Here is an 11,701-nt window from a genome sequence, read left to right on the forward strand (position 1 = left end):
GAGGCGTGGGCACGATGGCGGTCGCGCAGCGGTTGCAGCTCCGGCACGACGAGGACGGCACGGTGACACTGGCCGCGCCGGCGCCCGACGTCATCGCGCTCCCGCCGGATGCTCTCGCCCGCGGCGGCGACTACTTGTCCGTGGAGGACGGGTACCTGGTGGTGTGCGGCCACGCCCGCTACCGGCCCTCCTCGCACGCGCGGCTCGACCTGATCGTCTACGAGCGGGTCGCCTGATGGCACGCGTGTGGTCGTGCGGGTTCGAGCTGCACTCCGCCACCTCGGGCATGGAATGGGACGGCACCGCCGGGTCGCCGACCATCTCCACCGACGTGGCGCGCTCGCCCGGCGGCGCGTCCCTGCGGTGCAATCCCGCTGCGGGCACCGCCTACATCCAGCACCGCCTGGCGGCGGCCGACACGTCGCCGTGGTGGGTGCGCGTCTACGTCTACATCGCCGCCCTTCCTGATGCGGATGTCAGCCTCGTCGAGGCCGTCGACGACGCGAACCTGGTCGTCGCCTCCATTCGACTGACCACCACCGGAACGCTGCAACTCCACGACGACCACGAGACCCTGGTCGGCGCCAGCCAGGTCGGGTCGGACTCGGACGCGCTGTCGAACGAGACCTGGCACCGGGTCGAGCTCGGGATCCGGCCGCTGGGCTACGGCGGGGAGGCCCGCCTGGACGGCCAGGCGTTCGCCTCGACCCCTGGGACGGAGCTGGTTACCGGCGAGAATCTGACTCGGTTCCGGTTCGGCGCCATCACCACCAGCACGGTGGACCTCTACCTCGACGACCTCGCGATCAACGGCGAGGGCGCCACACCCGCGGTACTGCGCACCAACTCCATGGACGGCCCCGACGAAACCGCCGTCACCGAAGCCAACAGCGGCGACCACGGAGACGCGTTCTCCTCGGTCGCCGCGTCCGGGGTCACCTACGACACGCCGGCCGGCTACTACGGCAGCGCCGGCATCCGCCTAGACGACGCGTCCTCCTCCAATGGGATGCAGTTCGACGGCGGCCTGGGCACCGGCGACTTCGTCGTCCGGTTCTACGCCAAACGCCCCGCCGCCACCACCGACGGAAACCTGTGGTGGGAGGACGTCCTCGGTGCGGCCTCCATGTACACCGGCGGCGGCCTGTACTGGGCCGGGCTGGACGACGCCATCGACGGCGCCCTGCCCGACGACACGTGGACCCGTGTCGAGGTCACCCGCGAGGGCGACACCGGAACCCTGTCGGTCTGGTATACCGACCCGGAGTCCACCGGCGACGCCGACGCGTCGATCACCGGCACCGTCGATGCGAGCACGCTGACGCAGTGGTGGCTGGAGCACCAGGCCTCCACCGGAGCGATCCTCGTTGATGAGTGGGCGATCGACGACACCGCCACCCCCATCGGCCCCGTCACCAACCCCGACTATCCGGGCGAGGGCACCATCGTGCACCTGCGCCCCAACGCCGGCGGGAACAGCGCCGACTGGGATGTGCGCGTCGGCGGCGGGGGCGGCGCGGCGGGCAACTACACCCGGGTCGACGACCTCACCCCCGATGACGCGTCGTCCTACAACGCCGTCGGCTCCGCCGGGGCGCTGGTCGACGACCTGCAGGTGACCAACCGCGTCGACGCGGGTATCCGCGAAGACGCAGTGGTCACGGTGCTGCAGGCCGGGGCCCGCGTCGGCTCCGACGGCGCCACCGGCGACCGCGACCTCGCGCTGCGGCTCACCTCCCCCGAGGGGGTGGTGACGACCGGGGCGACGATCGACGCCGCTCTGGACGGATGGGCCACCAACGGCACCGCTTCGCCGATGCTGCCCACCATCACCGCGGCCACCAACCCCGACACCGGGGCGGCGTGGACGGTCGACGACCTCGACACGATCCAGGTCGGCTACACCACCGTCACCTCCGCGGTGACACAGCGCCGCGTCTCCGCCGTATGGGTGCTGGTCGAATTCGTCCAGGGACAGATCCCCATCGGAGGGCCGGACCTGGTGGGCCTGCCCGGGGTGCACTCCGGCGTGTCCAACATGCCGTGGCTGATCGTCGAGGCGGGTTTCACCGCGACCGTGACCACCGGCACCACCCTGCACCTGGACGACCCGCAGCGCGGCATCCTCGACACAGCCACCCTGGGCGGCGGCGAGGTGTGGACCGACATCAGCGAACACGTCCGATCCGCCTCCACTTCGCGCGGGTCCGACCGCATCACCACCCCGGTCATCGCCTACGACGCCGGCACCGGGTCGGTGGTGCTCGACAACCAGAACCGGCTCTTCGACCCCACCAACCTCGACGGCCCGTTCGTGGCCTCGGGGCTGTCGCAGGTGTCGCCGATGCGGCGCATCCGCATCCGCGCCCGGTGGGGGTCCACCACGAACTATGTGGTCAACCCCAGCTTCGAGGACGCCACCACCACGGGGTGGACCAGCAACGACCAGACGGACCTGTCGATCGTGACCGCGGCCACGTCGCCGTTCGGGGGGCACGCGCTCGCGCTGACCCGCACCGACTCCAACCTGTTCGAGGCCCACAACGCGGCCACCGCCGGCGCGGAGGGCTTCTCCGGCGGGCGGATCGGCGAGGGCGTGCAGATCACCATCTCCGCCTACGTCTACATTCCGCCGGAGGTCTACGACCAGGTGGTGGACGTCGCGATCGTGGGCGGGTCCGGCGACATCAGCGAGAACGCGATCGATTCAGCGTTCGTCGGCAAACCGTCGGCGGCCGGGGCGTGGGAGCGGGTCAGCCTCACCGGCACCGTCAACGAGGGCACCGTCCTCTACGACGTGCAGTGGTCCATCTGGACCGACGGCACCATCGACCCGGGCACCGTCGTGGGCTACCTTGACGCCGCCCAGTGCGTACTGGGGGACCGGCCGCTGCCGTTCACCGCCAACGAGGCGACCTATGACCTGCTGCGCGGCTACGCCGACCAGTGGGACATCGCCTGGACCGAACCCAACGACTCCACCGCTACCGCCACCTTCACCGACGCGTTCAAACCGTTCGGGAACCGGGAGCTGTCGCCGGCCGACGGGGCACCGGTCGGCGACGGCGAGGACGCGGGCGCCCGCGTGGAGCGGCTACTGGACGCCATCACCTGGCCCGACCAGGACCGCGACATCGCAGTTGGGGACACCACATTGCAGGGCACCGACCTGTCCGGCGATGTCCTGTCGCAGCTGCGGGAGATCGCCGAAACCGAGCTCGGCGAGATCTACATCGACGGGGCCGGCCACGTCGTGTTCCGCAACCGCAAGGCGATGTGGGAGGACGACCGCTCCACCCGCCCGCAGGTGATCTTCGGTGACGCAGGCGACGAGCACCCCTATGCGGAGCTGTCGATCGCCTACGACGACGCGACCCTGGTCAACCAGGCGAAGATCACCCGCGAGGGTGGCACCGAGCAGGTCTCCAGCGATGAGCAGTCGCGGGACGAGTTCCTGACCTACACCTATGACGCCTCCGGGCTGCTGCTGCAGACCGACGGGGAGGCGGCGGACTACGCCGACCTGCTGGTGTACATGTCCAGCAAACCGGAGTTGCGGTTCGAGTCGATCACGATCCGGCCGCGGCGGGATCGGCGGTTGTGGCCGCAGGTGCTCGGCCGCGAACTGGGTGACCGCATCCGGATCCGGCGGCGGCCGCCCGGCGGCGGCGAGGTGATCGAACGCGACTGCATCATCCGCGGCATCAGCCACGAGATCGGCCCCGACGACTGGGTGACCACGTTCGGTTTGCAGTCGGCCAGCAAGGCGGCGTTCTTCGTGCTCGACGACCCGCTGCTGGGTCGTCTGGGTGAGAACGCCCTCGGATTCTAGGAGGCCCGGTGCCCTACAAGGATTTCTCGGTTGGCGAGGTGCTGACCGCCAACGATGTGAACACCTATCTGATGCAGCAGAGCATCGCGGTGGTCACGTCGGGAACGCGGCCGAACTCGCCCGTGCAGGGTCAGATGATCTATGAGACCGACACGCAGTCGCTGGTGCTCTACACCGGCAGCGTGTGGGAGACGCTCGTCTATCACGGCCCGTTCAAGACCTACGTGCCGGCGTGGACGGCTAGTGGCACGAACCCGTCGATCGGCAACGGCGGCCTGTCGGCCCAGTATCGGCGGCTGCCTGGCCGGATGGTGTGGGTGCGGCTGTCCTGGTCGCGCGGGTCCACCACGAACTTCGGGTCGGGCACCTACTCCTTCAGCCTGCCGCCGGGGCTGCCTGCGGAGGTCGGAACCCGCTGGTTCGGAGACGTGTACGGCAGCCCGGACAACGCGAACTACCAGGTGCGGGGGATTGCCACGATCCTGGCCGGCGGGTCCGGGGAGAACATCGACCGGATCTCCTGGGACATATCGGACACGGCCGGCGGGGCGGGCGACATGGACAACTGGACGTCGACGACCCAGTCGAACAACGAGCCGCAGTTCGACGTGGACGGCTATTTCACCGTGAACCTGATGTATGAGACCACCTACATCGAGTCCGATGAGGAAGACGCGTAAGGAGTTGGCAGTGGCGGTTCGTGTGTGCTCGCTGATCCGGTCGATCAATCAGACCATTCCCGCCGACGGGAGCTACCACCTGGTCAGGTTCCCGTTCGGGTCGGAGGGCCCGGAGTCCTACGACGCGTGGGGGATGCATGATGCGTGTCAGCCCGACGACTACGCGGTCACCGACTGGGACACGGATGACCGGTCGGGGCTGATCTGGCCGTCGATGGACGGGTGGGGCGATCTGACGGCGATGGTGTATTGGGCGCCGGGCGGTTACAACGAGACCAGGGACCGGTTCGTCCGCGACCCGCTGAACCTGTCCACGGGCTATGACTCCACGGCGACGGAGGATGAGGCACCGACTCCGGGCGGCCAGTACAAGCACAAGTGCCACGGCATTTTCGTGCACCCGGGCACCCCGGTGGGGTTCATGGTGCGGGTCGCCGGCTCCCAGCCGGTGGACATCACCCACGCCCAGTTCAAGCTGGCGATCCACCCGGTTGAATCCCCTCCCGCCTGACGGGCTGGCGTGGCGGACAGTGTCGTCTCACCTGCTGGTTATTGCGCGTGACCAGAGGTGTACGGAGGGGGTTGCATGACCGATGATGAGAGAGTGCCAGCTCCGGTAGACGCCGCTCTCGCGCGAATAGAGGGCATGCTCGGAAAGGGATTCGCTGACCTGGAGGGGAAAGTGAATCTCGTACTGCAGCGCGCCGACCAGACCGATGAGCGCTTCAAGGAGCAGGCACGCATCCTCACTGACTATGACTCGCGGTTGCGCACGGTCGAGTCGACGATGGCGACCCAGGAGTGCGTGCGCGAGCTGGACGCCCGCTTCGATGGGACGGTCACCAAGGAGGAGATGGCGCAGCGGCAGAGCCGCACCCGGTGGCTGGTGGGTCTGATGGTGTCGGTTGCCGCGATCGCGGCGTCGGTGGCCATCGGCCTGATCAACGTGCTCCTCTGACCTTCGCGGGCGTTTTGCCCGCCTTCCTCCCGAGCCCGCCCAGTGCGGGCTTTTTTCATGCCCGAAGGAGGGCCCATGTCCGAGCCCGACGACCTGGCCGCGAACGCGGTCGAGATCGACCCCGAGGCCGCCGATCTGGAAAACGACGGCCGCCTCGTCGGCGTCCCCCCGGAGAACGCCGAGGCGATCGAACCGGAGGACGCCGGCTGCCGCGACGACAGCCCGGCGTTCCAGGGCGGTGCGTCCGAATGAAGTTGGTCACCAGGCGGGCGTGGGGGGCGCGGTCGCGCAGCATCCCCACCAACATCACCCCCACCGGCGGGGTCACGATCCACTACGTCGGCGGGCCCGTCCACATCTCCAGCCACTCGCGCTGCGACGACCGGGTCCGCAGCATTCAGAACCACCACATCGACGGCAACGGGTGGGCCGACATCGCCTATTCGGCGCTGGTGTGCCCGCACGGCTACGTGTACGTGGGCCGCGGCCCCAACCGGCGCACCGCCGCCAACGGAACCAACTCCGGAAACCAGTACTGGTATGCGGTGTGCGCGCTGATCGGCGGGTCGCAGCAGCCCACCGACGCCATGGTCCAAGGCATCAAGGACGCGGTCGCGTGGCTGCGCGCCAAGGGCGGCGCCGGCGGCCGGGTGAACGGCCACCGCGACCACCTCAGCACGTCGTGCCCGGGCAGTCCGCTGTACCGAATGGTGCGCCGCGGCGTGTTCGGCTCCGGCGGCACCACGTCCGGAGGAAGCTCAAGCAGCGGCGGCGCCGCAGGAATGGGAGAGGACATGCTCGGACTGGCCAAGGGCGACAAGGGCGAAGAGGTCGAGCTGCTGCAGCTCATGATCAAGCGGGCCGGCCGCGGCGACGCGCTCGGTAAGTGGGGCGTGGACAAGCACTACGGCAACGCCACCGCAGAAGGGCTGCGGCTGTGCCGCAAGGACGCCGGGTCGGCCGCCAGGGACGGCTACGGCGACCGGGTGACCGCGCACGCCCTGGAGCAGTTGTACGTGGCGTTCGCCCGACACCAGGCGCGCGAGGCAGCCAAGTAGTTCTCACATCACCGTTCCCGCGCGCTGCGTGGGGCCGACGTACTCGGGAGAGATCATGAAGGTGAAGCTGGAGAAGAAGGTTGTCGTGGCGGCGATCGTGTCCGTGCTCGTGCCGGTGGTGGCGGGTGTGCTGCCGCAGGTCGACGTCGGCGCGATCGAGGCCGTGGTCGGCGGCGTGGTGTCGCTGGCGGCGACGTTCGTCGCGGGCTACTTCACGAGCCACACTGCCCGCCCGGATCTGCCGCAGGACAAGCGCTGACCGTCCCAGCGCTGTGCGCCCCACTCACCTCACGGTGGGTGGGGCGCTTTTCGCATGTCCGGCCGCGGCCACCCGCTGCGTGTGGACCTGGTGGCCGGGCAGGATGGTCCCATGGCTGAGGTGGTGCGGGTGGTGCTGTATGGCGGGCCGCTGGACGGGCAGGTGCAGGAGCACACCCTGTGCGAGCTGGGTCCGGACACGGGCGGGTGGGGCACGCACATGGTGGTGGACGGGCCCCGCTGCTGCCCGCAGGACCCCGGGGCGCGGGCGGTGTATGAGCCCGAGCCCGGCGGAGACCCGCACGTGTGGACCTGGCGCGGCTGGAGCCCATGAGAACGCCCCCTGCCCGAGAGGATGGGCAGGGGGCCGCGGGGGCGCTGAGGCCCGTCACCCGAAGGCTTCGCCGCACGACGTGCACACCACCCCCGACGGGTCGTCGGGGTGCTCCTGCGGGGTGTGGCTGCCTCCGGTGACCGGGCAGGGCCCGTCGGGCATACCGTGCTCCTCACATCAGGGGGTGTCCCCTGCCCGGCATGCGCGCCCGCGCCTCGACCGGGCAGGGGGGTTGTGGGTGCCCGCCCGGCAGCCCCCGAGGGGGCACAGCATCGGACACCGGGCGGGCGGTTGCCGCACACGCCATATCGGTGCGACACCAGGTCCGCGCGCCGGCCTCCCCCGGGATAAGGACCCGAACCGGCGCGCGGAAGATCAGGCGCTCCAGGCGTCCCAGAGCCGCCCTTGCTCGTTGAGCCAGTCCCGCATCCACGCGGCGCTGTACCAGCCGCTCACGCCCTCCCTCACGCCCGCCTGCTCGGCCTCCGCCGGGACGGGGTGACGCCTTTTGGCGGCCCAGTACTCCGACCCGCACCACAGGTAGCACCGCACATGCCAGTGGTCGGCGTAGACCTCATGGAGGCGTTCGGGCGGGATGATCTCGCCGGGGCCGCCGCCGATCACATGCCGGTAGACCGGCTCGGTTCCGGCGCTCACTGGGGCGCCTGCAGGTCGGACAGGGCCGTGCGGACGCGCCGCGGCGGGGACGCCATCTGCGCTTCCAGCGCGGCCAGGGTGGGGGCGTGCAGCGTGGGCGCCCACTCCTCAGGGGCGCCAGCCTTCTTGGAGGCGCACCAGGCGGCGGGGCGGCCGTGGTCGTCGACGGAGCGCCATACGCGCCAGTACCGGTCGTGGTCCTCGCCGACCTGGGGATGGGGGGTCGCGGTGTCCATGCCAGCACGCTAGAGCGGCCACCCCGCGCGGAGGTTCAGGAAATTGAACCCGATCGGCCAGTTCAGATGACGCCCATGCGCCACGCCACCCCGCGCAGCACCGGGTCCTTGACCGCGGCCATGTCGCGGACCGCCTCCCGCACCATCGGGGAGTACCTGACCTGCGCAGGCGACAGCTTCTCGGCCTTTTGGAGTTCGCGCCCGGCGAGCTTGTCGCGGCCGAGCTGGTGCAGCGCCCGGAACCGGTCCATCGCCAGCGCCGCCTTGCGGTTCTTCGACGCGAGCGCGCTGGTGTCCACCTGGTCGCTGATGCGCATGGCCTCGCCGGCGTCGCCCGCTTCGACGGCGAGCATGGTCCGCCACACCCCGACGTTGCTGACGCCGAACAGTTCCCACGCCTGCGGGTCGTCGGGCTCCTCGAACCGGGCGGCCAGGTCGGCGGCCTCGGCGGCCTGGCGCTGCGCCTCGTTGTGGTTGCCGGACACCTGATTCGCCAGGGCGGCGGACAGCCGCAGCATGCCGTGCACCTGGTGCGCGAAAGGATCGTCGCCGATGTGGGGCTCCAACTCGTCGGCGACCCGCGGGGTGGCCAGCAGCGCGCGGGACCGGTTCGCGCTGGAGCGGGCGTGCGCGCGCTGGTAGGCGGCGGCCGCGCTCCACACCGGGTCGCCCAGCTCGGCGGCGGCCTGCCGGGACCGGTCGCCGCTGATCCACGCGAGGTCGGAGTGCCCGAAGTGCCGCATCACGATCACGGCGAGCCCGCACGCGGTGATGAGCTGGCGCAGCGCCTCGGACCGGTGCGGCTCTGCGAGGTGCGCCCCGGCGTGCAGCTCGGACAGTACCCGGGGCAGGGTCCGCATCATCGACTCGTAGTCGGTGCGCCGCAGTTGGTCGTCGAGCCGGGCGAGATCGGCGGCGGTCTGCTCCAGCGGCCGGACGGGCACGTCGGGCGGGTCGTCGACCGCGTACTCATGGAGCACCTCCCGCAACGCCACCAGGTTCACCGAGGGCAGGCGTGCGGGGATGTCGTCGGCGGGCTCGCCGAGCAGGGTGTCGGCGGAGACCTGGAGCACGTCGGCGATCGCGGCGATGTCGGACCTTTTGTCGAGGGCGATGTGGCCGTTCTCGACCATGCTCATCCAGCCCTTGGATTTGCCGATGAGGCCGGCCAGCGTGCCGATATTCATGCCGGTGGCTCGGCGTGCGGCGCGAACCCTCTCGCCGATGGGGGGTGTCGGGTTAGACTCGTCCATGGCTCCGCCTCCTGGTTGGTCGCACTCCCAGGCTAAGGCGGGGCCGTTTTCGTGTCAGGGCTGCTGCTGATCTGAGACCTGCTCGCCGGGGCCGTCGTCGCTCTCCCAATCCCACTCGATGGTCTTGTCGGCTCTCTCTGGGACCTCCCGCTGTCTTCGGAAGGCGGCGAGCAGCGGCCGCATGAGGTCAACGAGGAGCCCAGGCGGTCGCTTCTCCGAACTCGGGACGGTGTGCCTCATGCCTTGATCACGATGGTCCATGCCCGTGGAGACGCCTCGCGCACCCGCGATGGTTGCCCGTGTGACGTGCGGGGCGCCCGTTATGCACGTGCAGCGGTACACTGTGGGGACAACCGAAAACAGACGAGCCCGACCGGTGCTACCAACACCGAGCCGGGCTCTGACCACCGACCTGCTACATCAGGAAGGCGGCTAGGGATGAAGCCTAGCTACATGGTAGCCCCTGTTCAGAATCGGGGGGCGACTCCGCGAGTTGCACCGCTGAACCTCCCCCAGGGAGGCGACCAGCGATGAGCACCGACGAAATCGAGATCGAAGCACTCGACCAACCCAGCTTCACCCAGGTCGGCCACTGGGTCGCGTTCCGCTCCGACCTCTCACCCACCGCGCGGCACCTCTACACGGTGCTCGCCGCGTTCGTGAACCAGGGCCGCCGCGCCAACGGCGACACCGACGTGTGGCCCTCGCTGAACCTGCTCGCCGTCACCCTCGGCCTGTCCAAGGGCAAGTCCGTCACGCCCTACCTCGACGAGCTCATCCAGGCGCGGATCGTCGAGAAGACCACCAACACCATCGGCGGCATGCGGTCCCGCAACACCTACGGCATCCGCTTCAACCCGCCGCCCGGTGAGCGCTCCACAACGAGCTTCGTGGAGCTCCTGGCCCCCCTTAAGGCGATCGCTGGCGCCGCCAAGGCCATGAACAAGGCGGCGACGGAGACCCGCGATCTCATCAAGGAGCGCCGCGCGCTGGAGAGCTCGAATCGGACCGGTCGCCCCGTAGTCCCGGATTCGGGACCACGTAGTCCCGGATCGGGGGGTACGTACTCCCGAAAAGGGGACCGTAACAAGACGCAGGGCGAACTAGACGAAGGTTCTAACTCAGACGAACGTTCGTCTTCCTCGGGCGCCCCGGCAGAGCCTCCCGCTCCTGCCGCTGAGGCCCCGGCAGCGAAGAAGACGAAGAAGACGCCAGAACAGATCGTCCAAGAACGCACCGACGCCACCCTCAAGGAAGCGCGCGCGGTCGTCCGCCTGGTGCTCGCCCAAGCCGCCGCTGACGGCACACAGGTGCGTGTGCCCTACCGGTGGCTCGAGGACCGCGACCACCACGTACTCGAGCAGGATCTCGCTTCGGTGCGCCGTTCCTCGAGGAAGCCCGACGCGGCCACGTGCGGGCTCCACAGCGTCCTCCTCGAGCGGGGCGGCGGGTGCTCCTCCTGCTACGGCGACATCAAGGCAGGCGATCTCGAGACGGTGCGGGCACACCTGGCGGAGGTGGGCGCGGATGCTCGCCCGGACCTCGCGGCCGTGCTCGGCGCCCCTGAGCCGCCCGCAGGCGGCCTGTACGAACAAGACCCGGGCGCGTACTGGAAGAAGACCAACAAGGCGTTCAGGGGCGGCACACGCGGCCGTGTCATGACCCAAGAGGAAGCCGCCGGGCTCGCCGAACTCACCAACGAAGAAGCGATCAACCAGGTGCTTTTCGGAGAGTCGCCCAAGCCCGCCGGGACCACAAGCCGCCGCCAGCAGGAAAGCGACGACCTTTTCGACCGGGCCATGGAACGCGCACGGCAACGCGAAGCAGCGATGGCCAACGAAGGGACGACCCCATGACCACCATCACCAGCGCCGCGCACCCCGACAGCCTCACCCTGCCATGGTCGCCGATCGTCGCCGACGCCACCCTCTACTACCGGTTCGACGCGACCGAGCACGCCCGACGCCAGCAGACCGCAGCCGCGCCCCTCACGGTGGCGGCACTGGAGACGCTGATGTCCTTACCGCTGGACATGGGGGTGTCGCTGGCGTCCCTCACCGCGTCTGAGCGCGCCCGCGTGCACCAACTTCCCGCCGGAGCCGCCACCATCGCGGACGGCCACGTGACCCGGCGCGCGGTGCGCCCGCTCGTGGTCGACCTCGCCGCCGTGTCCGGTCCGCCCCGCAAGGCCCTGGAGCAGGCGAGCAGGTTCGCGCCGTTCTGCGCCCGCCTGGCGGTGCTGGCCCGTCCCGCACGGCACATGTGCGACTACCTCAACGAGGCCGCGTTCTGGGGGGTCGGCGTAGCGGTTGCGGGGGAGCTGGTGTTGGAGCCGTCGCCGTGGCGACCCCAGCGGCACACGGTGGCGGGGTGGCGGTTCGTGGAGCAGGTGTACGAGCGGGCCACAGGCTGACCCCGGGCACGCAGAAGGCCCG

General features: G+C 69.9%; 15 protein-coding genes. 11 read left to right on the top strand and 4 right to left on the bottom strand.

The genetic code is table 11. The annotated features are described in order from the left end of the window. Positions 1-5 precede the first annotated feature (5 nt). The 9 genes from ABD284_RS12400 (at position 6) to ABD284_RS12440 (ending at position 7,120) form a co-directional block, all read left to right on the top strand. The gene (locus ABD284_RS12400; RefSeq protein WP_344143017.1) at positions 6-236 is read left to right on the top strand and encodes a hypothetical protein; all 231 of its coding nucleotides are present in this window, start codon (positions 6-8) and stop codon (positions 234-236) included. Then, on the top strand, positions 236-3,832 hold the full coding sequence (locus ABD284_RS12405; protein ID WP_344143018.1) for an RHS repeat domain-containing protein: 3,597 nt from the start codon (positions 236-238) through the stop codon (positions 3,830-3,832). Before ABD284_RS12400 ends, ABD284_RS12405 begins: the two co-directional genes overlap by 1 nt. Positions 3,833-3,840: 8 nt before the next feature. Continuing rightward, positions 3,841-4,512 (top strand): hypothetical protein, encoded by a 672-nt coding sequence (locus ABD284_RS12410; RefSeq protein ID WP_344143020.1) that lies wholly within the window; start codon positions 3,841-3,843, stop codon positions 4,510-4,512. Positions 4,513-4,522: 10 nt separating this feature from the next. After that, positions 4,523-5,023 carry a hypothetical protein gene (locus ABD284_RS12415; protein ID WP_344143021.1) on the top strand — a complete coding sequence of 167 codons (501 nt, stop codon included), beginning with the start codon at positions 4,523-4,525 and terminating at the stop codon, positions 5,021-5,023. Positions 5,024-5,194: 171 nt separating this feature from the next. Beyond that, the gene (locus ABD284_RS12420; protein ID WP_344143022.1) at positions 5,195-5,470 is read left to right on the top strand and encodes a hypothetical protein; all 276 of its coding nucleotides are present in this window, start codon (positions 5,195-5,197) and stop codon (positions 5,468-5,470) included. A 75-nt stretch (positions 5,471-5,545) separates the two neighbouring features. Further along, the gene (locus ABD284_RS12425) at positions 5,546-5,722 is read left to right on the top strand and encodes a hypothetical protein (protein WP_344143023.1); all 177 of its coding nucleotides are present in this window, start codon (positions 5,546-5,548) and stop codon (positions 5,720-5,722) included. Next, positions 5,719-6,528 carry a peptidoglycan recognition protein family protein gene (locus ABD284_RS12430; protein WP_344143024.1) on the top strand — a complete coding sequence of 270 codons (810 nt, stop codon included), beginning with the start codon at positions 5,719-5,721 and terminating at the stop codon, positions 6,526-6,528. Before ABD284_RS12425 ends, ABD284_RS12430 begins: the two co-directional genes overlap by 4 nt. Positions 6,529-6,583: 55 nt before the next feature. Continuing rightward, positions 6,584-6,787 carry a hypothetical protein gene (locus tag ABD284_RS12435; protein WP_344143025.1) on the top strand — a complete coding sequence of 68 codons (204 nt, stop codon included), beginning with the start codon at positions 6,584-6,586 and terminating at the stop codon, positions 6,785-6,787. A gap of 111 nt (positions 6,788-6,898) precedes the next feature. Next, positions 6,899-7,120, top strand: coding sequence for a hypothetical protein (locus ABD284_RS12440; RefSeq protein ID WP_344143026.1), 222 nt, complete (start codon positions 6,899-6,901; stop codon positions 7,118-7,120). A 375-nt stretch (positions 7,121-7,495) separates the two neighbouring features. On the opposite strand, the gene ABD284_RS12445 is transcribed toward ABD284_RS12440, so the two are convergent. From ABD284_RS12445 to ABD284_RS12460, 4 genes are all read right to left on the bottom strand, one after another. Further along, positions 7,496-7,777, bottom strand: a complete 282-nt coding sequence (locus ABD284_RS12445) for a hypothetical protein (protein ID WP_344143027.1) — start codon at positions 7,775-7,777, stop codon at positions 7,496-7,498. Next, positions 7,774-8,013 (bottom strand): hypothetical protein, encoded by a 240-nt coding sequence (locus ABD284_RS12450; protein WP_344143028.1) that lies wholly within the window; start codon positions 8,011-8,013, stop codon positions 7,774-7,776. Before ABD284_RS12450 ends, ABD284_RS12445 begins: the two co-directional genes overlap by 4 nt. Before the next feature lie 62 nt (positions 8,014-8,075). Next, complete coding sequence (locus ABD284_RS12455) at positions 8,076-9,266, bottom strand: helix-turn-helix domain-containing protein (RefSeq protein ID WP_344143029.1); 1,191 nt, start codon at positions 9,264-9,266, stop codon at positions 8,076-8,078. A 54-nt stretch (positions 9,267-9,320) separates the two neighbouring features. Further along, positions 9,321-9,506, bottom strand: a complete 186-nt coding sequence (locus ABD284_RS12460) for a hypothetical protein (RefSeq protein WP_344143030.1) — start codon at positions 9,504-9,506, stop codon at positions 9,321-9,323. A 290-nt stretch (positions 9,507-9,796) separates the two neighbouring features. Here ABD284_RS12460 and ABD284_RS12465 point away from each other — a divergent pair, with 290 nt between their 5' ends. Then, the gene (locus tag ABD284_RS12465) at positions 9,797-11,122 is read left to right on the top strand and encodes a hypothetical protein (protein ID WP_344143031.1); all 1,326 of its coding nucleotides are present in this window, start codon (positions 9,797-9,799) and stop codon (positions 11,120-11,122) included. Continuing rightward, a complete protein-coding gene (locus ABD284_RS12470) occupies positions 11,119-11,679 on the top strand; it encodes a hypothetical protein (RefSeq protein ID WP_344143033.1) in 561 nt (186 codons plus the stop codon). Before ABD284_RS12465 ends, ABD284_RS12470 begins: the two co-directional genes overlap by 4 nt. Positions 11,680-11,701: the final 22 nt, after the last annotated feature.

This window comes from Streptomonospora arabica, from assembly GCF_039531585.1.
GTDB classification, from domain to species: Bacteria; Actinomycetota; Actinomycetes; order Streptosporangiales; family Streptosporangiaceae; genus Streptomonospora; species Streptomonospora halophila.

Coding starts and splice junctions, on each gene's coding strand:
- ABD284_RS12455 (WP_344143029.1), bottom strand. CDS start 9,266: ATGGACGAGTCTAACCCGACACCCCCCATCGGCGAGAGGGTTCGCGCC.
- ABD284_RS12425 (WP_344143023.1), top strand. CDS start 5,546: ATGTCCGAGCCCGACGACCTGGCCGCGAACGCGGTCGAGATCGACCCC.
- ABD284_RS12405 (WP_344143018.1), top strand. CDS start 236: ATGGCACGCGTGTGGTCGTGCGGGTTCGAGCTGCACTCCGCCACCTCG.
- ABD284_RS12465 (WP_344143031.1), top strand. CDS start 9,797: ATGAGCACCGACGAAATCGAGATCGAAGCACTCGACCAACCCAGCTTC.
- ABD284_RS12435 (WP_344143025.1), top strand. CDS start 6,584: ATGAAGGTGAAGCTGGAGAAGAAGGTTGTCGTGGCGGCGATCGTGTCC.
- ABD284_RS12470 (WP_344143033.1), top strand. CDS start 11,119: ATGACCACCATCACCAGCGCCGCGCACCCCGACAGCCTCACCCTGCCA.
- ABD284_RS12440 (WP_344143026.1), top strand. CDS start 6,899: ATGGCTGAGGTGGTGCGGGTGGTGCTGTATGGCGGGCCGCTGGACGGG.
- ABD284_RS12430 (WP_344143024.1), top strand. CDS start 5,719: ATGAAGTTGGTCACCAGGCGGGCGTGGGGGGCGCGGTCGCGCAGCATC.
- ABD284_RS12450 (WP_344143028.1), bottom strand. CDS start 8,013: ATGGACACCGCGACCCCCCATCCCCAGGTCGGCGAGGACCACGACCGG.
- ABD284_RS12460 (WP_344143030.1), bottom strand. CDS start 9,506: ATGAGGCACACCGTCCCGAGTTCGGAGAAGCGACCGCCTGGGCTCCTC.